Annotated in this window: 28 protein-coding genes; 14 read left to right on the top strand and 14 right to left on the bottom strand. The window is 67.3% G+C overall.

Translation table 11 applies throughout. The features are described 5' to 3' along the window. Position 1 precedes the first annotated feature (1 nt). The 7 genes from VAR608DRAFT_RS04940 to VAR608DRAFT_RS04970 are packed head-to-tail and all read left to right on the top strand — an operon-like array spanning position 2 to position 6,327. Entirely contained in the window at positions 2 to 784 is a 783-nt protein-coding gene (locus VAR608DRAFT_RS04940) for an ABC transporter ATP-binding protein (protein ID WP_088953047.1), read from the top strand. 10 nt (positions 785 to 794) lie between these two features. Then, a complete protein-coding gene (locus tag VAR608DRAFT_RS04945) occupies positions 795 to 1,643 on the top strand; it encodes an ABC transporter permease (RefSeq protein ID WP_231973242.1) in 849 nt (282 codons plus the stop codon). Positions 1,644 to 1,703: 60 nt separating this feature from the next. After that, positions 1,704 to 3,083 (top strand): FAD-dependent oxidoreductase, encoded by a 1,380-nt coding sequence (locus VAR608DRAFT_RS04950; RefSeq protein ID WP_088953048.1) that lies wholly within the window; start codon positions 1,704 to 1,706, stop codon positions 3,081 to 3,083. Next, positions 3,080 to 4,246 (top strand): CaiB/BaiF CoA transferase family protein, encoded by a 1,167-nt coding sequence (locus VAR608DRAFT_RS04955; protein ID WP_088953049.1) that lies wholly within the window; start codon positions 3,080 to 3,082, stop codon positions 4,244 to 4,246. Before VAR608DRAFT_RS04950 ends, VAR608DRAFT_RS04955 begins: the two co-directional genes overlap by 4 nt. Continuing rightward, positions 4,243 to 5,019: an enoyl-CoA hydratase-related protein gene (locus VAR608DRAFT_RS04960; RefSeq protein ID WP_088953050.1), complete on the top strand. Its 777-nt coding sequence runs from the start codon at positions 4,243 to 4,245 to the stop codon at positions 5,017 to 5,019. Before VAR608DRAFT_RS04955 ends, VAR608DRAFT_RS04960 begins: the two co-directional genes overlap by 4 nt. A 21-nt stretch (positions 5,020 to 5,040) precedes the next feature. Beyond that, a complete protein-coding gene (locus VAR608DRAFT_RS04965) occupies positions 5,041 to 5,379 on the top strand; it encodes a 4Fe-4S dicluster domain-containing protein (RefSeq protein WP_088953051.1) in 339 nt (112 codons plus the stop codon). A gap of 33 nt (positions 5,380 to 5,412) precedes the next feature. Continuing rightward, positions 5,413 to 6,327: a LysR family transcriptional regulator gene (locus VAR608DRAFT_RS04970; RefSeq protein WP_088953052.1), complete on the top strand. Its 915-nt coding sequence runs from the start codon at positions 5,413 to 5,415 to the stop codon at positions 6,325 to 6,327. A 9-nt stretch (positions 6,328 to 6,336) separates the two neighbouring features. Here the strand turns inward: VAR608DRAFT_RS04970 and VAR608DRAFT_RS04975 are convergent, their stop codons facing one another. Continuing rightward, entirely contained in the window at positions 6,337 to 7,257 is a 921-nt protein-coding gene (locus VAR608DRAFT_RS04975) for a LysR family transcriptional regulator (protein ID WP_331713022.1), read from the bottom strand. A 70-nt stretch (positions 7,258 to 7,327) separates the two neighbouring features. On the opposite strand from VAR608DRAFT_RS04975, the gene VAR608DRAFT_RS04980 reads away from it, so the two are divergent. Together VAR608DRAFT_RS04980 and VAR608DRAFT_RS04985 are read left to right on the top strand one after the other, a co-directional pair. Further along, on the top strand, positions 7,328 to 7,669 hold the full coding sequence (locus VAR608DRAFT_RS04980) for a protocatechuate 4,5-dioxygenase subunit alpha (protein WP_088953054.1): 342 nt from the start codon (positions 7,328 to 7,330) through the stop codon (positions 7,667 to 7,669). 23 nt (positions 7,670 to 7,692) lie between these two features. Further along, positions 7,693 to 8,541, top strand: coding sequence for a class III extradiol dioxygenase family protein (locus tag VAR608DRAFT_RS04985; protein WP_088953055.1), 849 nt, complete (start codon positions 7,693 to 7,695; stop codon positions 8,539 to 8,541). 30 nt (positions 8,542 to 8,571) lie between these two features. On the opposite strand, the gene VAR608DRAFT_RS04990 is transcribed toward VAR608DRAFT_RS04985, so the two are convergent. The 9 genes from VAR608DRAFT_RS04990 to VAR608DRAFT_RS05030 form a co-directional block, all read right to left on the bottom strand. Then, entirely contained in the window at positions 8,572 to 9,573 is a 1,002-nt protein-coding gene (locus tag VAR608DRAFT_RS04990) for an aldo/keto reductase (RefSeq protein WP_088953056.1), read from the bottom strand. Positions 9,574 to 9,578: 5 nt separating this feature from the next. Next, the gene (locus tag VAR608DRAFT_RS04995) at positions 9,579 to 10,538 is read right to left on the bottom strand and encodes a Gfo/Idh/MocA family oxidoreductase (protein ID WP_088953057.1); all 960 of its coding nucleotides are present in this window, start codon (positions 10,536 to 10,538) and stop codon (positions 9,579 to 9,581) included. Between the two features lies 1 nt (position 10,539). After that, the gene (locus VAR608DRAFT_RS05000; RefSeq protein ID WP_088953058.1) at positions 10,540 to 11,406 is read right to left on the bottom strand and encodes a class III extradiol dioxygenase subunit beta; all 867 of its coding nucleotides are present in this window, start codon (positions 11,404 to 11,406) and stop codon (positions 10,540 to 10,542) included. A gap of 89 nt (positions 11,407 to 11,495) precedes the next feature. Next, positions 11,496 to 11,939: a protocatechuate 4,5-dioxygenase subunit alpha gene (gene ligA, locus VAR608DRAFT_RS05005; protein WP_088953059.1), complete on the bottom strand. Its 444-nt coding sequence runs from the start codon at positions 11,937 to 11,939 to the stop codon at positions 11,496 to 11,498. A gap of 168 nt (positions 11,940 to 12,107) precedes the next feature. Next, positions 12,108 to 13,040, bottom strand: a complete 933-nt coding sequence (locus VAR608DRAFT_RS05010) for an amidohydrolase family protein (RefSeq protein ID WP_088953060.1) — start codon at positions 13,038 to 13,040, stop codon at positions 12,108 to 12,110. Positions 13,041 to 13,051: 11 nt separating this feature from the next. Beyond that, the gene (gene ligK / locus VAR608DRAFT_RS05015) at positions 13,052 to 13,735 is read right to left on the bottom strand and encodes a 4-carboxy-4-hydroxy-2-oxoadipate aldolase/oxaloacetate decarboxylase (RefSeq protein ID WP_088953061.1); all 684 of its coding nucleotides are present in this window, start codon (positions 13,733 to 13,735) and stop codon (positions 13,052 to 13,054) included. A gap of 23 nt (positions 13,736 to 13,758) precedes the next feature. After that, positions 13,759 to 14,787, bottom strand: a complete 1,029-nt coding sequence (locus VAR608DRAFT_RS05020; protein WP_088953062.1) for an amidohydrolase family protein — start codon at positions 14,785 to 14,787, stop codon at positions 13,759 to 13,761. Between the two features lie 46 nt (positions 14,788 to 14,833). Beyond that, complete coding sequence (locus VAR608DRAFT_RS05025) at positions 14,834 to 16,210, bottom strand: MFS transporter (RefSeq protein WP_088953063.1); 1,377 nt, start codon at positions 16,208 to 16,210, stop codon at positions 14,834 to 14,836. Between the two features lie 44 nt (positions 16,211 to 16,254). Beyond that, positions 16,255 to 16,947: a substrate-binding domain-containing protein gene (locus VAR608DRAFT_RS05030; protein ID WP_088953064.1), complete on the bottom strand. Its 693-nt coding sequence runs from the start codon at positions 16,945 to 16,947 to the stop codon at positions 16,255 to 16,257. A gap of 183 nt (positions 16,948 to 17,130) precedes the next feature. On the opposite strand from VAR608DRAFT_RS05030, the gene VAR608DRAFT_RS05035 reads away from it, so the two are divergent. Beyond that, positions 17,131 to 18,027 carry a LysR substrate-binding domain-containing protein gene (locus tag VAR608DRAFT_RS05035; protein ID WP_088953065.1) on the top strand — a complete coding sequence of 299 codons (897 nt, stop codon included), beginning with the start codon at positions 17,131 to 17,133 and terminating at the stop codon, positions 18,025 to 18,027. A 10-nt stretch (positions 18,028 to 18,037) separates the two neighbouring features. Here the strand turns inward: VAR608DRAFT_RS05035 and VAR608DRAFT_RS05040 are convergent, their stop codons facing one another. After that, complete coding sequence (locus tag VAR608DRAFT_RS05040; RefSeq protein WP_088953066.1) at positions 18,038 to 19,036, bottom strand: Bug family tripartite tricarboxylate transporter substrate binding protein; 999 nt, start codon at positions 19,034 to 19,036, stop codon at positions 18,038 to 18,040. 60 nt (positions 19,037 to 19,096) lie between these two features. Here VAR608DRAFT_RS05040 and VAR608DRAFT_RS05045 point away from each other — a divergent pair, with 60 nt between their 5' ends. Then, positions 19,097 to 19,495 (top strand): hypothetical protein, encoded by a 399-nt coding sequence (locus VAR608DRAFT_RS05045; RefSeq protein ID WP_088953067.1) that lies wholly within the window; start codon positions 19,097 to 19,099, stop codon positions 19,493 to 19,495. A 22-nt stretch (positions 19,496 to 19,517) separates the two neighbouring features. Here the strand turns inward: VAR608DRAFT_RS05045 and VAR608DRAFT_RS05050 are convergent, their stop codons facing one another. Together VAR608DRAFT_RS05050 and VAR608DRAFT_RS05055 are read right to left on the bottom strand one after the other, a co-directional pair. Then, a complete protein-coding gene (locus VAR608DRAFT_RS05050) occupies positions 19,518 to 21,125 on the bottom strand; it encodes a tannase/feruloyl esterase family alpha/beta hydrolase (protein ID WP_088953068.1) in 1,608 nt (535 codons plus the stop codon). A gap of 41 nt (positions 21,126 to 21,166) precedes the next feature. Continuing rightward, positions 21,167 to 21,967: an alpha/beta fold hydrolase gene (locus VAR608DRAFT_RS05055; RefSeq protein WP_088953069.1), complete on the bottom strand. Its 801-nt coding sequence runs from the start codon at positions 21,965 to 21,967 to the stop codon at positions 21,167 to 21,169. Positions 21,968 to 22,108: 141 nt separating this feature from the next. On the opposite strand from VAR608DRAFT_RS05055, the gene VAR608DRAFT_RS05060 reads away from it, so the two are divergent. Both VAR608DRAFT_RS05060 and VAR608DRAFT_RS05065 read left to right on the top strand, forming a co-directional pair. Next, positions 22,109 to 22,312 (top strand): acyl-CoA dehydrogenase family protein, encoded by a 204-nt coding sequence (locus VAR608DRAFT_RS05060; RefSeq protein WP_088953070.1) that lies wholly within the window; start codon positions 22,109 to 22,111, stop codon positions 22,310 to 22,312. A 65-nt stretch (positions 22,313 to 22,377) separates the two neighbouring features. Continuing rightward, the gene (locus tag VAR608DRAFT_RS05065; protein WP_088953071.1) at positions 22,378 to 23,979 is read left to right on the top strand and encodes an AMP-binding protein; all 1,602 of its coding nucleotides are present in this window, start codon (positions 22,378 to 22,380) and stop codon (positions 23,977 to 23,979) included. Positions 23,980 to 24,275: 296 nt separating this feature from the next. On the opposite strand, the gene VAR608DRAFT_RS36760 is transcribed toward VAR608DRAFT_RS05065, so the two are convergent. Then, positions 24,276 to 24,479: a hypothetical protein gene (locus VAR608DRAFT_RS36760; protein WP_157730644.1), complete on the bottom strand. Its 204-nt coding sequence runs from the start codon at positions 24,477 to 24,479 to the stop codon at positions 24,276 to 24,278. Here VAR608DRAFT_RS36760 and VAR608DRAFT_RS05070 point away from each other — a divergent pair. Beyond that, a complete protein-coding gene (locus VAR608DRAFT_RS05070; RefSeq protein ID WP_088953072.1) occupies positions 24,472 to 26,211 on the top strand; it encodes an IS1634 family transposase in 1,740 nt (579 codons plus the stop codon). The two genes, VAR608DRAFT_RS36760 and VAR608DRAFT_RS05070, sit on opposite strands and share 8 nt — an antisense overlap. Positions 26,212 to 26,360: the final 149 nt, after the last annotated feature.

Here is a 26,360-nt window from a genome sequence, read left to right on the forward strand (position 1 = left end):
CATGGCCGCCGTGCTCAACGACGCCGCCGCGATCTCGTGCCGCGATGTCGGCATGCGCTTCTTCACCGAGCGGCGCGACGTCACCGCGATCAAGTCGCTCGACCTCGAGGTCGCGCAGGGCGAGTTCCTGACGCTGCTCGGCCCTTCGGGCTGCGGCAAGTCCACCCTGCTGCGCGTGGTGGCCGACCTGCAGGCGCCGAGCCGCGGCAGCGTCAGCGTGCTCGGCGCCACGCCGCAGCAGGCGCGCGAACGCCGCGACATCGGCTTCGTGTTCCAGGACGCGGCGCTGCTGCCCTGGCGCACCGCCCTGCAGAACGTCGAACTGCCGCTGCAGGTCGGCGGCGGCGCCGGCCGCAAGGGCCGCCGGTCGCCGAAGGAACTGCTGGAGCTGGTCGGCCTCAAGGACCGCGCCAACGCCTGGCCGCACGAGATGTCCGGCGGCCAGCGCCAGCGCGTCTCGATCGCGCGGGCGCTCGCGAGCGATCCGAAGATCCTGCTCATGGACGAGCCCTTCGGCGCGCTCGACGAGATCACGCGCGACCGGCTCAACGAGGAGATCCGCCGCGTGTGGAAGGAGACCGGCGTGACCATCCTCTTCGTCACGCACAGCATCCACGAGGCGGCCTTCCTGGGTCAGCGCGTGCTGATGCTGGCCGCCAATCCCGGGCGGGTGCGCGAGATCGTGCCGGTGAACCTGCCGGAAGACCGCAGCCTGGACGTCCGCGAGACACCCGAATTCGTGCAGCTCACCGGCCACCTGCGCCGCGTGCTGGAAACCTGCTGAAGGCGCCGACATGACCACCCGTTCCCTCGAAACACCCGTGACGGTGCGCGCCTCCATGGTCCCCGATCCCGAGTACGCGGCCTGGGCCGCCGCGCGGCGCAGGAAGATCTGGCGACGCCGCGTCCTGCCCGCGCTGGGCATCGGCGGGCTCGTTGCCCTCTGGTGGGCGGTGATCGTCGCCTTCGACGTCAAGCCCTTCATCGCGCCATCGCCATGGGCGGTGGTCGAGACGCTCTACGCCAAGCGCGCGGTGCTGCTCGACAACCTGATCCCCACGGCCCTGGAGGCGGCCGGCGGCTTCCTCCTGGGCAATCTTGCCGCGATCGCGATCGCCACGGCCTTCGTGCACAACAAGACGCTGCAGGACATCTTCTTCCCGGTGGTGCTGATGTTCAACGCCATCCCGCTGGTCGCGAAGGCGCCGGTGCTGGTGCTGATCATGGGCAACGGCATGGAGCCCAAGATCACCATCGCGGCGCTGGTGTGCTTCTTCCCGACGCTGGTGAACATGGTGCGCGGGCTGGAGTCGGTGAACCCGCAGGCCATGGAGCTGATGCGCGTGCTGTCGGCGAGCAAGACGGAGATCTTCTTCCGGCTGCGCCTGCTCAACTCCCTGCCCTACCTGTTCTCGGCCCTGCGCATCGCGGCCTCGATGAGCGTGATCGGAGCGGTGGTGGGCGAGTGGGTCGGCGCCACCGTGGGCATCGGCGCCATGATCCTCCAGGCCACCTTCAACTTCGACTCGCCGCTGCTCTATGCCGCGATCGTGATGAGCGCGACCTTGTCCGGCCTCTTCTTCCTGCTCGTGACCGTGGCCGAGCGCCTCGTCATCCGCTGGCAGCCCGAGAGCAGCCACTGAACCCAAGGAGCGCGGCGCACTGCGCGCCGCTCCATTCCCCCATCAATCAAGGAGATAGTGATGAGCCGTATTGGCGATTGGATGCATGAGAGCGCGCACGATGTCCGTGTTGCAGCCGAATCGGACGTGGTGGTGGTCGGCGGCGGCCCGGCCGGCCAGGCGGCCGCCCTGGCGGCTGCGCGCAACGGCGCCAGCGTGACCCTGCTGGAGCGCTACAACCACCTCGGCGGCCTGGCCTCCGGCGGCATGGTGCTGGTGCTGGACGACATGTGGGACAGCCACCAGCAGGAGATCTCGGTGCGCGGCATCTGCCTCGAGATGATCGAGCGCATGGCTGAGCGCGGCCTGGCCGAATACCCGAAGCAGAAGGACTGGGGGAGCCTGCCCGAATCGGTGCGCCGCTGGAAGCGCTGGGGCACCTTCGACTTCCACAGCAAGGAGAAGCCGCACCCGATCTGCTTCGCGGCCGCCTTCGACCCGGACGCCTTCAAGCGCGCCTCGCTCGAGATGGTGCTGCAGGCCGGCGTCGAGCTGCGCCTGCATTCCTGGTTCTCGCGCACGCTGGTGGAGGACGGCCAGGTCAAGGGCGTGATCTGCGAAAGCAAGAGCGGGCGCGAGGCGATCCTCGGCAAGGTGGTGATCGATGCCACCGGCGACCTCGACGTGGCTGCCTCGGCCGGCGCGCCGCACATCAGCGGCGCCTACATCGTGACCACGGTGTTCCGCCTCGGCGGTGTCGACACCGATGAGGCCGAGCGCTTCGAGCACCAGGAGCCGGCCGCCTTCCAGGCGATCGACCGCGAGGTCAAGCACCTCCTGGGCGGCGCCTGGGACAGCTGGTGGCTCAAGACGCCGCTGCCGGGCGTGGTGTGGTGCAACTGCCCGCACATGGCGGGCCTGGACGGCCTCAAGGTGGCCGACCTGACGCGCGCCGAAGTGCAGGGCCGAGCCACCATCCACAAGGTGATCGAGTTCATCCGCGCGAAGCTCCCCGGCTTCGCCGACTGCTACCTGATCGACCTCGCGCCGCAGACCGGCGTGCGCCAGACCCGCTTGCTCGAAGGCGAGTACGTGATGAGCAAGGACGACGTGACGCAGCGCGTGCGCTTCGAGGACAGCGTGGCGCGCGGCCGCGACTACTACTACCCCTACCGCTCGCTGGTGCCGCGCAGCGTCGAGAACCTGCTGGTGGCGGGGCGGCACTACTCGTCGACCTCGGCGGCGCAGAAGATCTCGCGCGAGATCCCGCCGTGCATGGCGATGGGCGAAGCCGCCGGCACCGCCGCCGCGCTGGCGCTGGATGCCGGCGTGGCGGTGCGCCACGTCGACATCGCCAGGCTGCAGCGCACGCTGCGCGCGCAAGGCGCCGATCCCGGCGACCAGAAGGGGCCGAATGCCGATGTGCCCGAGATCGCCCGTTCCTTCGCGGAGGCCGCATGACACACGACACCAAGACGCTGCCGCTGGCCGGCATCCGGGTGATCGACTTCACCCAGGTGATGATGGGTCCGGTCTGCACGCAGATGCTGGCGGACCACGGCGCGGACGTGATCAAGATCGAGCGCAAGGGCGCCGGCGACCTGAGCCGCTCCACCTTCGCGCCGGTGGCCGGGCGCGACAACCCGATCTTCTGCAGCCTGAACCGCAACAAGCGAAGCTGCGAGATCGATCTGCGCGATCCGGCGCAGGTGGAGCTGGTCAAGGCCCTGATCGCCGATGCGGACGTGGTCACCAACAACTTCCGCGCCGGCGTGATGGAGCGCCTGGGCCTGGGCTACGAGGACTGCAAGCGCCTGAACCCGCGCATCATCTACGCGGTGGGCACGGGCTACGGCGAGAGCGGCCCCTATGCGCACAAGGGTGGGCAGGACGTGCTCGCACAGGCCCTGACCGGCGTGATGGCGCGCCGCGCCGATCCCTCGGTGCCGGTGTCGATCTATCCCACCGCATTGGCCGACTACACCGCGGGCATGCACATGGTGCAGGGCATCCTCTTCGCGCTGCTGCAGCGCGAACGCAGCGGCGAAGGGCAGAAGGTCTCGGTGTCCCTCTACAACTCGATGCTGGCCATGCAGATGCAGGAGGCCGCGATGATCATGATGGAGGGCTCCGAGGTGAACTGGGCGGCGATGCCGCTGTCGGGTGTGTTCGACACGCAGAACGGGGCGCTGGTGCTGGTGGGGGCCTTCAAGGCCAACCCGCTGCGCGACATCTGCGCCGCGCTGGAGATCGAGGACCTGTCGCTGGACCCGCGCTTCGCCGACCTGCAGGCGCAGTTCAGGCACAAGGCCGAGCTGCATGCGATCTTCCGCGAGCGCTTTGCCACCCACACCCGCGAGTACTGGCTGGCCCGTCTCGAGGAGCAGGACCTGCTGTCGGCGCCGGTGCGCGACATGCGCGAGGCGCTGGTGGACCCGCAGACGCTGCACAACGAGATGATCATCGACGGCGGCTCGTCCAGCGGTCGTCCGCTGCGATTCATCGCGAGCCCGATCCTCATGTCGGGCGCTGCCACCGGCCTGCGCCGTGCGCCGCCCCGGCTGGGCGAGCACACCGACGAAGTGCTGGAGGAAGCGCGGGCCCTGGGCGAGGTGGTGCAATGAGTGTCCTCTACGAAGTCAAGGAGCATGTGGCGCGGGTCAGCATCGACCGGCCCGAGGTGCTCAACGCGGTCGACCTGCCGACCGAGGCCGAGCTGATCCGCATCTGGGACGACATCGAGCGGCGCGACGACGTCCGCGTGGTGGTGCTGACCGGCGCGGGCGAGCGCTCCTTCTGCGCCGGCGCCGACCTGAAGAACACCAGCAAGCTGAAGGGCGTCGAGTACTGGGCCGCGAGCCGCCCCGGCGGCTTCGGCGGCATCGCGCTGCGCGAGACGCTCGATGTGCCGGTGATCGCACGGGTCAACGGCTTCGCGCTCGGCGGCGGCTTCGAGATGGTGCTCGGCTGCGACCTCGTGGTGGCCTGCGAGGAAGCCAGCTTCGGCCTGCCCGAGCCGCTGGTGGGCAGGTTGCCGCTCGACGGCGGCATGCTGCTGCTGCAGCGCCAGATCCCTTACCGCCAGGCGATGGGCATGATGCTGACCGGGCAGAGAGTCAAGGCACGCCAGGCGCTGGACATGGGCCTCGTCAACGAGGTCGTGCCGCGCGCCGAACTCGACACAGCGGTCGAGCGCTGGGTGCAGCAGCTCCTGGCCTGTGCGCCGCTGTCGCTGCGCGCCATCAAGCAGGTGGTGCGCCAGACCGGGCAGCTCTCGCCCGCGCAGGCCCACGGCATGCGCCTGCCCGCGCTGGTGGCCGCACTGCAGTCGGAGGACGCTGACGAGGGCGTGCGGGCCTTCCAGCAGAAGCGCAAGCCCCACTGGCAGGGCCGCTAAGGGGCACGAAGGGACGACGCCGTGGCCCACGTCATCACCACCGCCTGCATCGACTGCAAGGACGGCGCCTGCGTCCCCTGCTGCCCGGTCGATTGCATCTACGAAGGCGCCCGGACTCTGTACATTCATCCGGATGAATGCATCGACTGCGGCGTTTGCGTGTCGGCCTGTCCCGTGCAGGCCATCTACGAGGAGTCCCGGCTGCCGCCCGGGCTCGCGCACTTCACGGCCATCAACCGCGAGTACTTCGGCGACGCGGTCAGCGGCCTGGGCTCGCCCGGCGGCGCGGACGGCCGGCGCAGCGCCTGCGACCACCCCGGCATTGCCAAGGCCCTGCCATCCGTGGGAGCGACCGCGTAGTACGAAGACGCAGCGGGACGGGAGGGACGGCTGATGCATGCCAGCGTCCTCAAGTACTTCATCGAGGTGGCCGCCTGCGGCTCGGTGCGCAAGGCGTCCGAGCGGCTCTACGTGGCGGCCAGCGCGGTGAACCGGCAGATCCACAAGCTGGAGGACGAGCTGGGGGTCGAGCTGTTCGACCGCATGCCCAACGGCCTCCGGCTGAACCCGGCCGGCGAGCGGCTGCTCAAGCACGCCCAGGAGACGCTGCACCAGTTCCAGGTGATGCGCACCGAGCTCGATGCGCTCAAGGGCGAGCGCACCGGCCACGTCAAGGTGGCCGCCATGGATTCCTTCTTCGAGGAGCTGCTGCCCTCGGCGGTGGAGGAGTTCCTGCAGCTCTTTCCCGCCGTGACCTACACCATCACCTCCACCCAGCCGATGGAAGTGGCCCAGATGGTCATGGCCGGCCAGGCCGACGTCGGCCTGACCTTCCTCGGGCGGCTGCCCGGCGGCGTGCGGGCCATGAACCAGGCACACCTGCCGATCGGCATCGTGATGCCGCCGGGGCACCCGCTGGCCCGGTTCGACACCGTGTCGCTCAAGGAATGCGCGAAGTTCCCCTTCCTGCGCTCGAGCTCGCATCCGGTGATCAGCGCCGCGTCCTCGCCCGAGTTCGCGAGCTTCTGGGACGACATGGAACCGGCCGCCACCTGCAATTCCACGCCCCTGCTCAAGCGCCTGATCATGGGCGGCAAGGGCATCTCCTGCTTCTCCAAGATCGCCTTCATCGAGGAGCTCAGGCGCGGGGAACTGCTCTGGCGGCCCTTCGAGCTGGAGGCGCTGAACGGACTGAAGGTGGGCATCGTGGTGCCCACGCAGCGCGTGCTGCCGCACGTCACGCAGAACTTCGTCGGCCGCATGGCGCGGCGGCTGACCCAGCTGGAGGCCATCGCCGCGACGCTCTGACACGCGGGCTCAGCCTTTCGGCCGGGCCGGCACCCCCGCCTCGAGTTGTGCACGCATCCAGCGATGCGCCGGGTCCTCGTGGTGGCGACGGTGCCACACCATGTACATCGGCAGCGCCGGACACGCAACCGGCGGCGCGACGCTCGCGAATTCGCGCAACAGCCCCTGCCCCTGCCCCAGCCGGGCCGGCGCCGTCGCCAGCAGGGGGCCGCCACGCAGGAACGCAGGCAGGCCGGCGAAGCCGGGCACCGTCACCGCGAAGCGCCTCTGCACGCCCGCCTCGGCCAGCGCCTCGTCCACCGCGAGCATGCGGCGCGGCTCGTAGACCACGGTCACGTGATCGGCCGCCAGGTAGTCGCGCCGGCCCTGCGGCGCCTCGCGCGCAGTGGCGTCGTAGTAGACGCGCCATCGATCCTCGAACAGGCGCTTTTGCATCACGTCGCCACCTTCGGGCGGCCGGGGACTGACCACGAGATCGCAGCCGCCACCGCGCAACATCTCCAGCGTCGGCACGTCGGAGGGAATGATGCGCAGCGCGACACCGGGCGCCAGGGCGCGCAGCCGGGCGGCCAGCGGCGGCAGCAGCACGTCGCGCTGGAAGTCGTTGGCGGCGATGGTGAAGGTGCATCGCCACTCGCCGGGCTCGAAGCGGTCGCCGCGCGCGAACACCTCCATGCCGGCCAGCAGCCCGCGCGCCTGGGCCGCCAGCTCGGCGGCGCGCGCGGTCGCCACGATGCCGCGCCCCGACTTCACGAACAGCGGATCGCCCGCGATGGAACGCAGGCGTCCGAGCAGATGGCTCACCGCCGATTGCGTGACGCCGAGCTGCGCCGCGGCCCCCGTGATCGAGCCCGCCTCCACCACCGCGACCAAGAGGCGCAGCAGCCGGGCGTCGAGGTTGTATTCATCGATCTTGTTCATGCGTTTCATGATGAACGATCTATTTATCCGTGGCAATCGAAGTCCGACACTGGAGCCATTCAGCGATCAGGAGACAGACATGGACGCACCGATTCCCGGCACCACGCTCTTCGACGGCAACCAGGCGAAGAAGGGCTACGCACTCAACAAGATGTGCTTTTCATTCAACGAGGAAGCCAATCGCAAGGCTTTCCTGGCCGACGAGGAAGCGTACATGCGCCGCTTCGGCCTGAACGAGCAGCAGGCCGCCGCGATCCGCGCGCGCAACGTGCTCCAGCTGATCGAGGCCGGCGGCAACGCCTACTACCTGGCGAAGTTCGCCGGCATCTTCAAGCTGGACATGCAGGACATCGGCGCGCAGCAGACCGGCATGAGCAAGGAAGCCTTCCAGGCCAAGCTGAACGCAGCGGCCCAGCAGTAACACCCCAACACCGGAGACACATCATGGCCAGGATCATCGGCGGCATCGGCACCTCGCACATTCCCGCCATCGGCGGCGCGATTCACAAGGGGCTGCAGAACGAACCCTACTGGAAGCCCTTCTTCGGCGGATTTCCGCCCATCCACGACTGGCTGGCCACGGCGCGGCCGGACGTGGTGGTGATGTTCTACAACGACCACGGCCTGAACTTCTTCCTCGACAAGATGCCCACCTTCGCCGTGGGCGCCGCGGCCCAGTACGTCTCGGCCGACGAAGGATGGGGCATTCCCACCCAGCCCGCGGTGGAGGGTTGCCCGGACCTGTCGTGGCAGCTGATCAACACGCTGGTGGAGCGCGAGTTCGACATCGTGAGCTGCCAGGAGATGCTGATCGACCATGCCTGCACCCTGCCCCTGAAGCTGCTGTGGCCCGAGGCCGGCGGCGGATGGCCGGTGCGCATCGTGCCCGTGTGCATCAACACCGTGCAATTCCCGCTGCCCAAGGCGAGCCGCGTCTATGCGCTGGGCAAGGCCGTCGGCGAGGCGGTGGCGGCCTGGGGGTCGGACCAACGGGTGCTGATGCTCGCCTCGGGCGGCCTGTCGCACCAGCTCGACGGCACCCGCGCGGGCCACATCAACAAGGGCTTCGACCTGCAGTTCATGGACAGCCTGCTGACCAACCCGGAATGGGCGACGCAGTTCTCGATCCACGAACTGGTGGAGAAGACCGGCACCCAGGGCGTCGAGCTCCTGATGTGGCTGGCGATGCGCGCCTCGCTCACGGCGGCCGGTCCCACCGTGCGCAAGGTCCATAGCAACTACCACATCCCGATTTCGAACACGGCCACCGCCGTGATGGCACTCGAGGTCTGAGGGCGCGCCGCGCCGCCGGTCAGCGGCGATTCAGAACACCTCGGTATCCACTTCCTGCGACGACTGCGCCGCGTAGCGTTCGCCGGTCACGGTCTCCTGGTTGATCAGCGCTCCAGCGCGAGCGAGCACCGAGGCCTCCAGGGCCAGGTCGGCTGCCGCGAGGTTCTCCAGCAGGTGCGCGACGCTGGTGGTGCCCGGAATGGGCACGATGTCCGACCCCTGGTGGAGCAGCCAGGCCAGGGCCAGCTGGCCCGGCGTGCAGCCGGCTTCACGCGCCAGGGCTTCGAAGGCAGGCAGCAGCTGCAGGTTGCGCGCATAGTTCTCCGGCGAGAAGCGCGGCATGGGGCGCCGGATGTCCTTGGCGTCCAGCGAGCCCACCTCCGTGAGCGTGCCCGTGAGGAAGGCCCGCGCCAGCGGGCTGAACGCGACGAAGGCGGCGCCGATCTCGCGGCATGCCGCCAGCACCGCGATCTCGGCGTTGCGCGTCCAAAGCGAATACTCCGTCTGCACGGCGGCGACGGGATGGACCGCATGGGCGCGACGCACGGTCGCGGCCGACACTTCCGAAAGACCGAGCGCACGGACCTTCCCCTCCTCCACCAGCCTCGACAGCGCGCCCACCGAATCTTCGATGGGCACCTTCTTGTCCCAGCGGTGCAGGTAGTAGAGATCGATCACGTCCGTGCCCAGGCGGCGCAGGCTGTCCTCGCAGTTGCGGCGCAGGGTTTCCGGGCGGCCATCGATCACGCGGCGCACGACGCCGTCTTCGCCCTTCACACCGGCCATGCCGCCTTTGCTGCACAGCGTGATGCGATCACGGTGCGGCTTGAGCACCCGCCCGACCAGCTCTTCATTGGCACCGAAGCCGTACAGCGCGGCGGTGTCGAACAAGGTCTCCCCCGCATCCAGCGCGGCCAGCAGCACGCGCTCGCCTTCCTCGGGCGAGGGGGGCGCACCGTAGGCGTGGCTGAGGTTCATGCACCCCAGCCCGATCGCGCTGACCTCGAAGGGCCCGATTCTTCGCGTGTGCATGCTGCTTATTTCAGCTGCTGTTCCAGCTGGTGCAGCACCTGGTAGCAGGGCAGCACCTGGGCCACGCTGGAGTTGGGTTCGCGTCCTTCACGGATGGCGGCGAAGAACTCGCGGTCCTGCAGTTCGATGCCGTTCATCGAGACGTCGACACGGCTCACGTCCACCGGCGTCTCGGCACCCTTGCTGTGCGATTGCACCAGGTCGTCGTAACGCGCGATGTAGGTGGCGGTGTCGCCGATGTAGCGGAAGAAGGTGCCGAGCGGGCCGTCGTTGTTGAACGAGAGGCTCAGCGTGCAGATCGCGCCGTTGGCGGCCTGCAGCTGGATGCTCATGTCCATCGCGATCTTGAGATCCGGATGGATCGGCCCCTGCACCGCGTTGGCCTTCACGATCGGGCTGCCGCACTGGTAGGCGAACAGGTCCACCGTGTGCGCGGCGTGGTGCCACAGCAGGTGGTCGGTCCAGCTGCGCGGCTGGCCCAGCGCGTTCATGTTGGTGCGGCGGAAGAAGTAGGTCTGCACATCCATCTGCTGGATGTTGAACTCGCCCGCCTGGATCTTCTTGTGCACGTACTGGTGGCTGGGGTTGAAGCGGCGGGTGTGCCCCACCATCGCCACCTTGCCGGTCTTCTTCTGCAGCGCGAGGATTTCTTCGCCCTGCCTGAGCACGTCGCACAGCGGGATCTCCACCTGCACGTGCTTGCCGGCCTCCAGGCAGGCCTTGGCCTGCGCGGCATGCATCTGCGTCGGCGTGCAGAGGATGACGGCGTCGACTTCCTTCAGCGCCAGGCTGTCCGACAGCTCGGTCGTGACGTGCTTGATGCCGTACTGGTTGGCGACCTCCCGGGTCTTCTCCAGTTCGCGGCTGATCAGCGAGACGACTTCGACGTCAGGAATGTTCTTGATGCCGTCGAGGTGCTTGATGCCGAATGCGCCGGCACCGGCCAGGGCTACTTTGATGGTCATTTCAGTTGTTCTCCAGGATGAGGTGGCCGACGGCCGTGTTGGACGCCGGGACGTGGAAGAAGCGGTGCGCGACCTTCGGCGGCTTGCCGCCGGCCACGTCGGCCATGGCGCCGCGCGCGATGAGCCACATCACGAGCTCGATGCCCTCGCTGCCGGCTTCGCGCACGTATTCGATGTGCGGCACCTTGGCGAGCTCGGCCGGCTCGGCGATCAAGCGGTCGAGGAACCTGTTGTCCCAGTCCGCGTTGATGAGGCCGGCGCGCGCGCCCTGCAGCTGGTGGCTCATGCCGCCGGTGCCCCAGATGTGGACGTTGAGGTCGTCGTCATAGCTCTCGACGGCCTTGCGGATCGCCTGTCCGAGGTTGAAGCAGCGCTGGCCCGAAGGGACCGGGTACTGCACCACGTTGACCGCGAAGGGGATCACCGGGCAGGGCCAGGCGCCTTCCTTGGGGTCCTGCTCGCCGCACATCAGCGACAGCGGCACCGTCAGGCCGTGGTCCACGTCCATCTTGTTCACGATGGTGAGGTCGAAGTCCTGCTGGATCACGCTTTGCGCGATGTGGCTGGCCAGCTCGGGGTGGCCGACGACCTTGGGCACGGGACGCGGCCCCCAGCCTTCGTCCGCCGGCTGGTACTCGGCGGCGGTGCCGATCGCGAAGGTCGGGATGAGGTCCAGGCTGAACGCGGTCGCATGGTCGTTGTAGACCAGGAAGATGACGTCCGGCTTGTTGTCCTTCATCCACTGCTTGGAGAAGTCGTAGCCGGCGAACAGCGGCTTCCAGTAGTCCTCCTGCGTCTTGTGGAGGTCCATGGCCGCGCCGATGGCGGGGACGTGCGAGGTGTAGACGGATGCGGTGATGCGGGCCATTCAAGCCTCCTGATGAGCCGCCTCGAAGGGGGCTTGCGCCCCCTCGGGGGGCAGCGAATACACGAAGTGATGAGCGTGGGGGCTCATGTTCAAGCCTCCTTCTTGCGGTGGGCGGCGCCTTGCGGCTGGTTCTGCGGCTGTGCATCGCCGTTCTCGCCCAGGTAGCGGTTGCCTTCGACCGAGCGACCGCCGTGGATCATCATGTCGCGGTATTCCTGCTCGGTCATGCCGGTCATGCTGCCGGCCATCTGCTGGAAGCTCTTGCCGTCGGTGGCGCCGATCTTCGCCAGGAAGTAGATGTTGCCGCCGGTGCGCATGCACCAGTTGAGATCGCGCGCCAGCACCGCCTGCTTCTGCTCCTCGGTCATCGGCCACTCGTCGAGGTAGGCGCGTTCGTCGGTCTTGAAGCGCTCGCGGTTCCCCGCCTTCATCAGGCTCATGCAGAACTGGTTGAGCCAGTAGCCCTTGCGGCTCTGTTCGGCGTCGAAAATGATCGTGCCGGGCACGTCGAGATAGGGTTTGTCGAGCGACATGGAGAATTCTCCTTTCTCAGTTATCCATCACGCCACACGCCGCACGCAGTCCCTGAAACCGGCGCAGCCCGGTCCAGGGCACCCGCGGAACCGGCTTTGCCGGGCCGCCGGGTGCGCCCCCTTGAGGGGGGATCCGAGCCACACGAAGTGGGCGAGAGTCGGGGGTGTTCACTTTTCCTCGGGCCAGTACAGGCGCATCGGGTTGTCGACCAAAAGCTTCTTCTGCAGCTCGGCCGTCGGCGCGATGTGCGGGATGAAGTCCACCAGCAGGCCGTCGTCCGGCATGTGGCCCTTGAGGTTCGGGTGCGGCCAGTCGGTGCCCCAGAGCACGCGGTCGGGGAAGGTCTCGACCACCTTGCGGGCGAAGGGCACCACGTCGCGGTAGGCCGCCTGCTCGCCATCGAGTGCGGGCGGGCCGGACACCGAGAGCCGCTCGGGGCAGCTCACCTTGCTCCACACGTTCGGATGCTCGCGCATGAACTTCAGGAACAGCTCGAACTCCGGGCCGTCGATGGGCTTGCTCACGTCGGGGCGGCCCATGTGGTCCACCACCACAGTGGTGGGCAGGCTGGTGAAGAAGTCCCACAGCTCGGGCAGGTCCACCGCCTCGAAGTAGATCACCACGTGCCAGCCCAGCTTGGCGATGCGGCCGGCGATCTCCATCAGTTCGTCCTTGGGCGTGAAGTCCACCAGGCGCTTGACGAAGTTGAAGCGCACGCCGCGCACGCCGGCGGCGTGCAGTGCCTGGAGTTCGTCGTCCGTGACGCTGCGCTTGACCGTCGCGACGCCGCGCGCCTTGCCGTCGGAGGACTGCAGCGCATCGACCAGCGCCCGGTTGTCGGCACCGTGGCAGGTGGCCTGCACGATCACGTTGCGGGCGAAGCCCAGGTGATCGCGCAGCGCGAACAACTGCGCCTTGCTGGCATCGCAGGGTGTGTACTTGCGCTCGGGGGCATAGGGGAACTCGGCCCCCGGGCCGAACACGTGGCAGTGCGCATCGACGCTGCCGGCCGGAACCTGGAACTTCGGCTTGCTCGGGCCGGCGTACCAGTCCAGCCAGCCGGCGGTCTTCTCGAACGGGCCTGTGGTGGGCTTGCTCATGTCGATGTCCTTCAGTCGATGTATTTCAGGCCGGCGGCCGCCAGCGGTTCGCGCATCTTGTACATGTCGAGGCCCAGCACGCCGCTGGCCAGCTTGTCGCGCTTCTCGCCTTCGTTGGCCTCGCGCTTGCGGGCGGCTTCCAGGGTCTTGGCCGCCATGGCACGCGGCACGCAGACCACGCCGTCGTCGTCGGCCACGATCACGTCGCCCGGCGTCACGAGCATGCCGGCGCACACCACGGGGATGTTGACCGAGCCGATGGTGGCCTTGATGGTGCCCTTGCTGCTGATCGCCTTGCTCCATACCGGGAACTGCATCTCGGTGAGCGTCTTGACGTCGCGCACGCCGGCATCGATCACCAGCGCCCGTGCGCCGCGTGCCTTGAAGCTCGTGGCCAGCAGGTCGCCGAAATAGCCGTCGGTGCACTCGGCCGTGATGGCGGCGACGACGATGTCGCCCGGCTGGATCTGCTCGGCCACCACATGCATCATCCAGTTGTCGCCCGGATGCAGCAGGACCGTGACGGCCGTGCCCGAGACCTGCGCGCCGGCGTAGATCGGGCGCATGTAGGGCTTGAGCAGGCCGACCCGGCCCATGGCCTCGTGCACGGTGGCCGAGCCGAGCGCGGCCAGCGCGTCGGCCGTTTCGCGGTCGGTGCGCTGGATGTTGCGGTAAACGACGCCGAGTTCGTACATGTTCGTTCTCCTGGATTGCTGGATTACTTGCCCTGGGCTTTCAGGGCAGCATCGAGACGCGGGAAGACGCGCCGCGCATTGCCCTCGAACACCATGTAGCGCTGCTCGTCCGTGAGGTTGGCGGTGGCGGCAACGTAGCGCTTGGTGTCGTCGTAGTAGTGGCCGGTTTCGGGATCGATGCCGCGCACCGCGCCGATCATCTCGCTCGCGAACAGGATGTTCTCGACCGGAATCACCTTGGTCAGCAGATCGATGCCGGGCTGGTGGTAGACGCAGGTGTCGAAGAAGATGTTCTTCAGGATGTGCTCCGAGAGCAGCGGCTTCTTCATTTCCTGCGCCAGGCCGCGGAAACGGCCCCAGTGGTAGGGCACCGCGCCGCCGCCATGCGGAATGACGAACTTGAGCGTCGGGAAATCCTTGAACAGGTCACCCTGGATGCACTGCATGACCGCGGTGGTGTCGGCGTTCAGGTAGTGCGCGCCGGTCGTGTGGAAGCAGGCGTTGCAGCTCGTGCTGACGTGGATCATGGCCGGGATGTCGTACTCGACCATCTTCTCGTAGATCGGGTACCAGTGGCGATCGGTCAGCGGCGGGCTGTTCCAGTGGCCGCCCGAGGGGTCCGGGTTGAGATTGATACCGACGAAGCCGTATTCCTTGACGCATTTCTCCAGCTCGGGAATGCAGGTCTTCGGATCGACCCCCGGCGATTGCGGCAGCATGGCCGCGCCGATGAAGTTGTCCGGGAACAGCTGGCTCACGCGATAGCACAGCTCGTTGCAGATCGCGGCCCAGGTGCTGGAGACCTCGAAGTCGCCGATGTGGTGCGCCATGAAGCTGGCGCGCGGGCTGAAGATGGTCAGGTCGGAGCCGCGCTCCTTCATCAGGCGCAGCTGGTTCAGCTCGATCGACTCGCGCAGCTCGTCGTCGCTGATCTTCAGGTCGGCAGGATTGGGCTTGGCCGACGGGTCCTTGATGCCGGCGATCTGGGCGTTGCGCCAGTTCTCCAGCGCCTTCGGCGCCGTCGTGTAGTGGCCGTGGCAGTCGATGATCATGCTTCTACTCCAGTTTGCTTTGAGTGAATGTTCCTCGTCTGGCCGCTCAGTGGGCGACGACCCGCTGCATCGCAGCACCGCCCGCCGGACCGGTCACGCGGTTCTTGATCACCAGCGCCGCCGCCGCGATCAGGCCGGGGATGCCGACGATCAGGAAGACCTGCGGCAACTCCAGGTGACGGCGCGAGAGTTCCGCGACCAGGAAGGAGCCGGCGATGCCACCGAAGCGGCCGATGCCGAGCATCCAGGATACGCCGCTGGCGCGTCCCGACGTGGGATAGAACTCGGCGGCCAGGGCCTGCATCGACGACTGCGCGGCATTCATCACCAGGCCGGCCAGGAACACGGCCACCACGAGCGTCGGCACGCCGGCGCCGAGCACCTGGCCGATCATCGCCACGGCCAGGCAGGTCACGAAGTAGCCCGTCGCGATGATGAGGTTGGCATTCCAGCGGTCCATCAGCAGGCCGAAGAAGATGGCGCCCACGCCGCCGAGCTGGAACAGCGCCGCAACCACCGACGCCTGGGCGGGCGGAACACCGGCTTCCTTGAACAGCACCGGCATCCAGTTCACCAGCCCGTAGACGATCACGAGGCCCATGAAGTAGGCGATCCAGAGCATCAGCGTGCCGACGATGAACTTGGGGGTGAAGATCAGCCGCAGGCCCTGGGGGCCTTCCTGGCCTGCTGCGTGTGCCGGCTCGTGCAATTCGTGCAGCGTGAAGCTGTCGGCGGCGGCGGCACGCGGCGTGATGCGCGACAGGATCTTGCGGATGCGATCGGCCGGATAGTGGCGAGCGACCATGAAGCGCACCGACTCGGGCAGCGCCACCAGCATCAGCACCGCCAGCAGCAGGGGCACGATGCCGCCGAGGATCAGCAGGCTGCGCCAGCCGAAATGGGGAATCAGCCAGGCCGCGAAGAAGCCGCCGAAGGCCGAGCCCACCGGAAAGCCGCAGAACATGCAGTTGGTGATGAAGGAGCGCTTGCTGTCGGGGCAGTACTCGTTCATCAGCGTCACCGCATTGGGCATTGCCGCGCCCAGGCCGAGACCGGTGATGAAACGCCAGAACGTCAGCGAGGTCAACGAGCCGGAACTGGCCGACACGAGGGAGGCCGCGCCCATGATCACGACCGCGACGGTGAGGACGCTCTTGCGGCCGAAGCGGTCGGCCAGCGGGCCCGCGCTCAACGCGCCGAATGCCAGCCCGAACAGGGCGGCGCTCAAGACCGGTCCGAGGGCGCTCTTGTCGATGCCCCACTCGCTGATCAGCGACGGCGCGATGAAGCCGATGGCCGCCGTATCGAAGCCGTCGAGCAGCACGATGAGGAAGCACAGCCCGAACACCATCCATTGATAGGGGGTGAACGGGGTTTCATTGAGCAGGGTCTGGACGTTCGCCCGCGATACACGATCAGTCATGGAGTCTCCCTTTGGTTGTCGGATCCATCGAAGAAGAACTGCGCTCAGGCCGGATCCATGCCCTGGCGCCGCTTGGCCTCGGCCGCTTCGGGCGAGGCCATGAAGGTCAGCAGGCGGCGCACGGCGTCGGCATTCGAAGAGCCGGCCACGACGCCACCCGAGAAGGTGGTGATGATCTGGATGGACGCCGGCAACGGGCCGACCACGTCGATGCCTTGCAGGCTGATCAGTTCGCTCAACTGCTGGAAGCCGAGCGCGACTTGGCCCTGGGCCACCAGCGAGCCGACCGGGACGCCGGGCGGGGCCTGCACCGTGCGCTCGCGCACCTGCTCCGCGATGCCCCAGCGCTCGAAGAGCTTCTGCAATGCGACGCCGCTGGGACCGGTCGAATAGCCGATCGTGGGCGCGGCCAGCACGGCCTGCCGGACCGCGTCTTCGGAGCTCAGGTCAGGATGCGGCGTGCCGGTGCGAACCGCCACCGCAACGCCGGAATGCACGAGGTCGAGCTTGCTGCCCGCAACGACCCGACCCGCGGCCAGCAGCTTGTCGATGGCGTCGGAGGCCAGGAAGACGACGTCGAAAGATTCTTCGCCGCCCCGCACGCGGCGGGCAGCGTCGACGCCGCCGACCGATTCGATGGCGACCGGTTCGCCGCCGCGCGCCTGCCAACCCTGGACCAGTTCGGCGAGAAGCTGGCGCGTCGCCATGGACGAGATGCCTCGCAAGGGAGTGGCCATTTGCTTGTCTCCTGATGGGTGCCGCGCTCGGGCCGTGAGCGGCGGAAAGATGAGCCGGATTGTCGGAAGCGCAATGCCTTCTGAATAGCCGCTTCTCTCGCTATCAGTTAGAGCAAATCGGCATATCTTTGGATAAGATTCCTGCTTTCGCGATATCTCTTGTCACGGATCAATGCAACGGTCGTGGATCTCAAGCAGCTTGAATATTTCGTGCGGGTGGCCGAACTCGGCAGCTTCACGCGGGCCTCGCAGGTGCTCGACGTGGCGCAACCGGCCCTCTCTCGCCAGGTCCGATCGCTGGAGGTGGAACTGCGCCAGAACCTCCTGGTGCGCAACGGCCGCGGCGTCACGCTGACCGACGCCGGGAACCTCCTGCTGGAGCACGGGCGGGGCATCCTGCATCAACTTGCGCGCGCCAAGGAGGAACTGGCCGTCGAGCGCGGCGGCCTGGCCGGCCGGGTGGCGCTGGGCCTGCCGCCGAGCGTCGCCCGCGCCTACGCGGTGCCGCTCATGCGCACGTTCCGCCAGCGGCTGCCGCAGGCGCAACTGTCGATCACCGAGGCGCTGAGCATCGCCATGCAGGAGTCGCTGGCCTCCGGCCGGCTCGATATCGCGGTCATCTACAACGCACAGCCCACCGCCGGCCTGGACCTGCGCCCGCTGATGGAGGAGGAACTGGTGCTGGTGCAGCAGCGTCCGCTCGGGCTGGCCGAGGACCCGCCGCTTCCGGTGTTTCTGACGCAGCTGGCCGATTTGCCGCTCGTCATTCCGAGCCGGCCCAACGCCATTCGAATGCAGGTGGAGTCGGAACTGGCAACCATCGGGCGCCTGCCGCGGGTGGCGCTGGAAATCGATGGCGTGCCGGCCATCCTGGAGCTGGTGGCCGAGGGACTGGGCAGTGCCGTCCTGACGCGCCATGCGGTGGCCAGCTCGGTGCGGCCCTCGGCCTACGCCGTGCGGTCCATCGGCGATCCTCCCCTGCGCGTGCGCTCCTGGCTGGCCACCAGCGCCAACCGCCCCGTCACGCGGACCCAGCAGGCCGTGATCGAACTGCTCAAGGAACTGGTGAGCGCAGGCTGAGGGCGCGCACTCAGAGCTTGGGCAGCCCCGCCTTCGCGATGACCTCGCTCCAACGCTGGATGTCGGCATCGAGCAGGGCACGAAGCTGTGCCGGACTGCTGCCCTGCGCGCTCAGGTTCAGGGCCTGCAACTGCTTCTTCACGTCCGGCTGCGCCACGGCGGCCTGCACCTCGCGGCTCAGGCGCTCGACGATCGCGGGCGGCGTCCCTGCGGGCACCGCCAGTCCATTCCAGGAAGTCACGTTGAAATCGGCCAGCGGACCGCCGCTTTCGCGCACGGCGGGCACCTCCGGCAGCTCCGGAGCGCGCTCCCGGCCCAGCACCGCGAGCGCCCGCAGCGCCTTGCCTTGCAGGTGGGGCAAGAGCGGCCCCAGGATGTCGACCACCGCGTCGATTTCGCCACCCATCACGGCCGTGACCGCGGGCGGCGTGCCATTGAAAGGAACGACCTGTGCCTGGATGCCGGCCGTGAGCTTGAACAGCTCGGCCGCCAGGTTCTGGGTGGTGCCGATCTGCGGCGTGCCGATGTTCAGCTTGCCGGGGTTGGCACGGGCATGGGCCAGCAGATCGGCCAGGGACTTGAAACGGCTGTTCTGCGCGACGGCGATGCCGAGGTCGAAACGCGCCATCTGAGAGACCGGGGCGAAGTCCTTGAGGGTGTCGAACGGCAGGCGCTTGAACAGGGCCGCGCTGACCGCCGTGCCGCTGGAGATCAGCAGCAGGGTATGGCCATCCGGCGCGGCGCGCGCGACCGTTTCGCCGGCCACCACGCCGCCGGCGCTCGGGCGGTTGTCGATGACCACGGGCTTGCCCAGCGCAGCGGCCAGCTTCTGGCCGACCGCGCGCGCCGTCAGGTCGGCCGCACCGCCGGGCCCGTTGGGCACCACCAGCCGCAACGGGCGAGAGGGGAAGGCCGCCTCGGCCCAGGCAGGCATGTCGAAGGCCACGGCGCCCAAGGCGCCCGCGGCGGCACCCTGGAGCAGGCGGCGGCGAAGAGGATCGATTGGCATGAATGGGTGATGTCTCATGGTGGGAGCGTATCGGAAGATGGCTGGCGAATAATCCGCCCCATGACTTCGCAATCACTCACCGAAGCGGAAGTGCGCGATTTTGCCGCCCGCGCGGCCCGTCGCGAGCGCTGCAGCGCATGCGCTCCCCTCTGGCGGCCCGCATGGGAGTCGGTCTCGGGCGCCACGCAGACCGGCCACCTGTCCAGCGTCGGGTCACTGCGCTCCGAGGAGACGGCCGATCGGCTCGACGAACATCATCCGCACGGGACCCACCTCTGGTCCCCCGAGGCGCCCATTGCGCTCGGCTGGCACCCTTACAACCAGTGTTCGCTGTGGCGCTGCAAGGACTGCGACGCGGCCTTCCTGCGCTACACCGAGTACGGCGGCTACTACCAGGACGAGCGCATCCGCCCGCTGATGGCAGATCTGATCGTGGTGCCGGACGCGCGCCCTAAGTGAGCAGGGCGCAGCACCTGCTCCGTCATTTGCAGGCGAAGCTCGCCGCCTGGTTCGGGTCGCCCCCGACATACTGCGCGACCTGCGGATAGGGGCACAGCGGCCGGCTTCGCTCCGACCCCTCGGGGCCCTGTTGAACGGCCAGAAGCTGGCCCGGCGCCCGGCCCGCCTCGACCCAATCGATGACCGCGGTCACGGCGTCGAGCACGTTGGGTGCGTTCCCGTTGCCGCAGTGCTGCATGCCGGGCGCCATGAACAGGCGATAGCTGTCGTCGAGCTTCGCGGTGGCACGGCCGGCCGCCTCGTAGTAGCCGATGCTCATCATCGGATTGAGGGCGGGATCGGCCCAGCCGTGGTAGGTGATCATCTTGCCGCCGCGCGCCTTGAAGGCGCTGAGGTCCGGGTTGCGCGCATCGAGCATCTGGCTGATGAAGCCCGTCGCCCGATAGCCCTCGTCGAGGTTGAAGGTGCGCCAGTCCGCATCCGGGCGGCTCGCGGGCTGATCGGCGAAGTAGCGCAGGAAGGTCTGCGCATAGGCGCTCTGCCGGGTTTCGCCGGGCGGCAGGGCCTGCCCGACCGATGCGAGGCGCGAACCCGGCGGCGGGGGCGGCGGCGGAATCGCGACGAACCATTCGGCCCAGCCGCTGACGCCGTTCGCATCCGGTGCCTCGGAACCCCAGGGCCAGGCCGGGAACACCGTGCTTCCCTTGTGCTGCATATCGGCGTGCACCGTCTCCAGCGCCACGATCTGCGCTTCGCTCAGACCCTGCAGGTCGGTTCGGGGGTTGATCCTGCACTGGCGTGGATCGGTGATCAGGCCGTCCTTCAGGCCGTCCGCCGCATCGCACTTGGCGACGATGGCGCGGCCGATCTCCGCGAGCTGGGCGGATGTGAAGCCCGCCTTGCTCACCAGCGGCGCGTAGGACACGTAGTCGTACATCGTCCCGGTGAAGTTGAGCACCGGTGCACCCGCGGCAATGCCGTCGAAATCGGCGGGATAGCGCTGTGCGGAAATCAGCCCCTGGCGTCCGCCGGTCGAGCAGCCGTCGAAATACGACCTGGCGGGCTTGCGTCCATAGAACGCGGCTGCCAGGTCCTTGGACGCCTGGGCGGTCAGGTGGATCGCGCGGTGGCTGTAGTCGACCAGCTTCGCTAGATTGTTCTGCGCGAAGCTGCCGAGCGGCTGGGCGACGGCGTCGTGGCCGGTATTGGTCTGCGCGGCCACGAAGCCGCGCTTGAGCGCCTCGTCGCGCAAGGCCACGCGGTTGGGTGCGTCGATCCGCTCGCCCGCATAGCCGCCGTTCCCACGCACGTACAGGCGGCCGTTCCAGCGCACGGGCAGCGCGACTTCGACCAGGACCTCGGGATCGAGGATCGCGACGATCCGGCAGAAGTCGGGAACGCCCTGGGCCGCCGCAACGACTTCCGAAGCCAGGACCGTGAGCCGCGTTCCTTCGACCGACACCACCTGTTGTCCGAGCTGCGCGCAATCGCCCGTCGACGCGGCGACCGGGTTGCTGTAGTTCACCGCGGCCTTTGCGGCGTCCCGAAAGCTGCCGACGTTCTGTGCATGCGCCGCGAGACCTGTTGACGCCAGGCACAGCGCCGCCGTCAGAGTCTTCCGCTTGATCATCGTCTTGTCTCCTTCTCGTGATTTTTCAGGGCAGGGAAAGTCTATTTGACACGACGGCGCAGGAAATCCAGCACGTGCTGGTTGAACTCGACCGGCTTCTCGAAGTAGGTCGAGTGCCCGGCATCGGCGACCACCGCGACTTCGCTGCCCAGGATCCAGCCGGTCAATTCGTTCACGACCGCCACCGGAACGATGGGGTCCTCGCTGCCGACCAGCAGAAGCGTCGGGCAGCGAACGTCCTGCAACGCCGCCATCGGAATGACGCGCCCGGGCTGCATCAACGAGGCCAGCGTGGCGCCCCAATCCGCCGCGGCCACCGAATGCGTGCTCGGGTTGAAGTGATTGATCTGCGCATAGAGCGCCGCCTTGTCCGGGTGTGTCTCGAGGAACCAGCGGCCCAGAGAACGCTGCTCGATGGAGGCCGCGCGCTGGCTGATCTGGCGCTTCTCCAGGATGCCCAGCAGCACCGGATGATCGATGGCGAGCGAACTGTCGCAAGCCACGAATGCGGTCACACGTTGCGGATGCGTGAGCGCCGTCTTCAGCCCGATCATGCCGCCGAGCGACTGGCCCACGATGCGCACCTGATCGATGCGCTCCTGGTCGAGGACCGCGATCGCGTCGGCGGCGAAGTTCTCCAGCGAGAACTCATGGAGCGGCGCCACCGACCGGCCGAAGCAGCGGATGTCCATCGTCAGGCAGGTGTGTTCCGGACTGAACACCGGCAATTGCTGCCACCAGGTGGCGGCGTTCGAGCCGGCCCCGTGCAGGAAGAGCACGGCCGGTCCCTGGCCGTGGCGTTCGTAGTAGATGCGGCGCCCCCGCGAATCGGCAAATGGCATGGCTTGAACCGGATCAGTTGGCTTTGAGGTTGAGGCTTCGCACCAGGTTGCCCCAGCGCTCGGTGTCGGCGCGCACCATCTGCGCGTACTGCTGCGGCGAACGACCTGGAGATCGGCGGCGGCGGACGCGGCGACATCCACATGATCACCGCCGCGTCGGTCATGTATGCCGCGGAGACGATGAACAAGGTGCTGAACGAGGCCGTGCAGATCCACGGCGGCGCGGGCTACATCTGGGAGTCCGAAGTCAACCGGCTCTATCGCGCCATCAAGCTGCTGGAGATCGGCGCCGGCACGACCGAGGTTCGCAAGATCATCATCAGCGACGAACTGCTCAAGCGTTGATTTGTCAAGGAAGGCCAGTTGCGTTCAACCCTAAGCCAGGAAAATGTTCGAAGTCGGAGACAGACATGACGCAAAGCAGTGCAGGCGCCGACTTCGCGAGGCGCGTGAATGTGGGGGATTTGCTGACGCGCAGCGCAGCCCGGACGCCTCACCAGGATGCCGTTGTCGATGGTGAAAGGCGCTTCGACTATGCCTCGTTCGAGGCGTGGTCCAACCAGATTGCGCACGGCCTGCTCGCGCGCGGATTCGTGCCCGGTGATGCGCTGGCGCTGATGTCGGGCAACAGTGCGGAATTCCTGGCGACCTATTTCGCGTGCGCCAAGATTGGCGTGGTCTGTGTGCCCATCAACCTTTTCTGGAAGCACCTCGAACTGGCGTACGTGCTCGACCATGCCCGTGTACGCGGGGCTGTGGTGGCTGGTGCGCTGCTGGACCAGTTCGCGACCGGTCTGGACCGCAAGCAAGCCCTGCGGGAGGTGTTCACCATCGGTGGGCAACAGGAGGTGCCGCGTTGGCCGGTTGATTTGCCCCGGACGGCATTCGATCAGCTGGCCGAGGGTCAGCCATCGCACGTGCCGATGCTGACCATCGAAGATCGCGCACCACTGTCGTATCTGTATACGAGCGGCACGACCTCCGCTCCCAAAGGCGTGGTCGGCAGTCATCTGGCGATCTACCTGGAGTCTCTGGGCACCGCCATCGACACCGGGATGACGGCCAAGGACCGCGTGCTGGCCATGATGCCGATGTTCCATACGGCGCAGCTCAATGCGATTTGCACCCCGGCTATCGCCGCCGGAGGCGCGCTGGTGATCCTGCCCGGGTTCGAGGCCGATCGCTTGCTCGATCTGATCGAGCGCGAGCGACTGACAGTACTTTTTGGGCTGCCCATGATGTACCGAACACTGGTCGAGGCGCAGCGTGCGCGGCCGCGAGACGCCAGCAGTTTGCGTCTGGCTGTCTATGCGATGGCGCCCATGCCGGACCATGAACTGCGCGCCGCCATCGAGACCTTCGACTGCGGCTTCTCGCTGATGTTCGGGCAGACAGAAATGAGTCCGGTCGCCACCTTCTTCCGACCTGAGCATCAACTCAGCCATCCCGGCGCCGTGGGCACACCGGGCGCAAACGTTCAGGTCGGCATCATGGACGAGGAAGGCCGATTGCTGCCGCCCGGGGAGTCGGGAGAAATCGTCTACCGCAGCCCGCAAGCCCTGTCAGGCTACCTCCGTGACCAGGACGCCTCAGACGCCGCATATCGCCATGGCTGGTTTCATTCAGGCGACGCAGGCTGTTTCGACCCGGACGGGATTCTCTGGTTCAAGGATCGATTCAAGGACGTGATCAAGAGCGGCGGCGAGAACATCGCCTCGATCGAAGTCGAAAAGGCCTTGTACGAATGCGATCCGGACATCGCCGAAGTCGTGGTGATCGGGCTGCCGCATGCGCGCTGGACAGAAGCCGTGACTGCCGTCGTCTTGCCTCGCCAGGGCAGATCCATCGACGAGGCGGCGCTGTCGGAACGCCTGCGAACGAGGTTGAGTCCGTTCAAGTGCCCCAAATCTTTCATCGTGGTGGACAGCCTGCCCAAGACTGCCACGGGCAAGATCCAGAAAGCCGTTCTGCGTCGCATGCACACAGCGCACTATGCATCCGAGAAACCTTGACCCGTGTTGCGCCGAGTGCCTCAGGAAAGTTACTTCGAGCGGAAGCCGACAGTCGACGGTGAGCGAAGCCGCAGTTGTCACTCAACTACCGCGAACGCAGCTGATGCCCGTGCGGAACGGTCGAGATGGTGAACGTGGCGCCGCCATGCTCCAGACGAGGCTTGCCGCGAGTCAGGACACTCCGATGCGATGCGCCGAGCATGCCCGAGTGTCGGCAACCCTGGTCCATTTGCCCAGCGCAAATACCGGTCCGCTCAACGAGTGGCCCATCGCACTCCATTTGTACTAACGCCAGGTCAGCCGCGGTTTGTCAGCTTCAATTCGGCGTGCAGGCCACCGCCGTCACGCGGGATTAGACCGAGCTTTGAAGACTGAAGCTCGGCAGAGCGAGCATTGGCGCGGGTTCGCGCCTTTTTTTGGGCCGATTGTGTTCCCATGTAAATGGTGTATGTTTTCCTTGTAAATACGGCTTCATTGAATACCATGTAACGCATGTACATCGAGACCGTCCCCAACCGCAACTCCCCGCCCGCCGTGCTGCTGCGCGAGGGCTATCGCGAAGGCGGCAAGATCGTCAAGCGCACCCTGGCCAACCTGTCGCACTGGGATGCGCAACTGGTCGAGCACTTTCGCCTCCTGCTCAAGGGCGGCGTGGCCGTCGAGTCGCTCGACGCGGTCATGACCATCGAGCGCAGCTTGCCCCACGGCCATGTGGCCGCCGTGCTCGGCGCGGCGCGCGCCTGTGGGGCCGAGAAGTGGTTTGCCAGCGCGCCCGAGCAGTTGCGATCGGTGCTGCTGGCCATGCTGTGCGCACGCGTGCTGGGACCCGCTTCCAAGCTCGCCACGCATCGCATGCTGCACGACGACACCGCCACCAGCTCGCTGGGCCGCGTGCTGGGCGTGGGTCAATGCCAGGCCGATGACCTGTACCGCGCCCTGGACTGGCTGCACGAGGCGCAGCCCACCCTGGAGCGGGCCTTGGCGCGCAAGCACCTGGTGGGCAGCACGCTGGTGCTGTACGACCTCACCTCGACCTGGCTGACGGGACACTGCTGCGAGCTGGCCGCCCGGGGCCATTCACGCGACGGCAAGCGTGACGATCCGCAGATCGTCTTCGGGCTGGTGTGCACGAGCGAAGGCTGCCCGATCGCGGTGGAGGTGTTCAAGGGCAACACGGCTGACCCGGCCACGGTGGCCTCACAGGTGGCCAAGCTCAAGGAGCGCTTCGGCATCCAGCGCCTGGCCTGGGTGGGCGATCGCGGCATGCTCACCAGCGCACGCATCGAGCAGGTGCTCAAGCCCCAGGACATGGACTGGGTCAGCAGCCTGCGCGCGCCGCAGATCGCGCTGCTGGCCGCCGAGCAGGGCCCCTTCCAGCCATCCCTGTTCGACCAGCGCAACCTCATCGAGCTCACGAGCGAGCACTTCCCCGGCGAGCGGCTGATCGTGTGTCGCAACCCCGCACTGGCCGAGGAGCGTGCGCGCAAGCGCGGCGAGTTGCTTGCCGCCACCGAGGCCGATCTCGGCAAGATTGCCGCGGCCACGCAACGGGCGCGCAACCCGTTGCGCGGCGAACAGGCCATCGCCCTGCGCGTGGGGCGCGTCATCGAGCGCTTCCACATGGCCAAGCACTTGGAGCTGACCATCACCGACACCGCGCTGAGGTGGACGCGCAAGACCGACGCCATTGCCGCCGAGGCCGCGCTGGACGGCCTGTACGTGATCCGCACGAGCTTGGCCGCCACACAACTCGATGGCCCCGCCGCAGTCGCCGCCTACAAGAGCCTGGCCCATGTCGAGCGGGCCTTCCGCTGCATGAAGACCATCGACCTGCATGTGCGCCCGGTCTTTCACTACAACACCGAGCGCGTGCGCGCCCACGTCTTGCTATGCATGCTGGCCTACTACGTGGAGTGGCACATGCGCGAGTGCCTCAAGCCCATGCTATTCGATGACGAGTTCATCGAGCAGGCCCAGGCCGCTCGCGCCTCACCCGTGAACAAGGCGCTGCGCAGCGAACACGCCAAGGCCAAGGACGCCACCAAGCGAGGCGACGACGGCTCGCCCCTGCACAGCTTTCGAACGCTGCTGCAGGACCTGGCCACCGTGGCCTACAACATCACCTCCACCAGCCTCAACCCCAACGCCAAGATCGTCATCACCACGCGCCCCACGCCAGTCCAGGCCAAGGCCTTCAAGCTGCTCGGCGTGAACCCCGTCTGTTCCCAGTAGCACACCCACACATTTCAAGAATGTCTCGATGAATCATGGACTTGCGTGCGGCTGTCTTCAAAGCTCGGATTAGACAACGGCGCCGTGAAGAGCCACCATCTCTTCCGAGCGCGCCATGCGACGCAGCGCGCCAGTCACAACCCATGAAA

Origin of the sequence: Variovorax sp. HW608, from assembly GCF_900090195.1 — a bacterium.
Taxonomy (GTDB): Bacteria; Pseudomonadota; Gammaproteobacteria; order Burkholderiales; family Burkholderiaceae_C; genus Variovorax.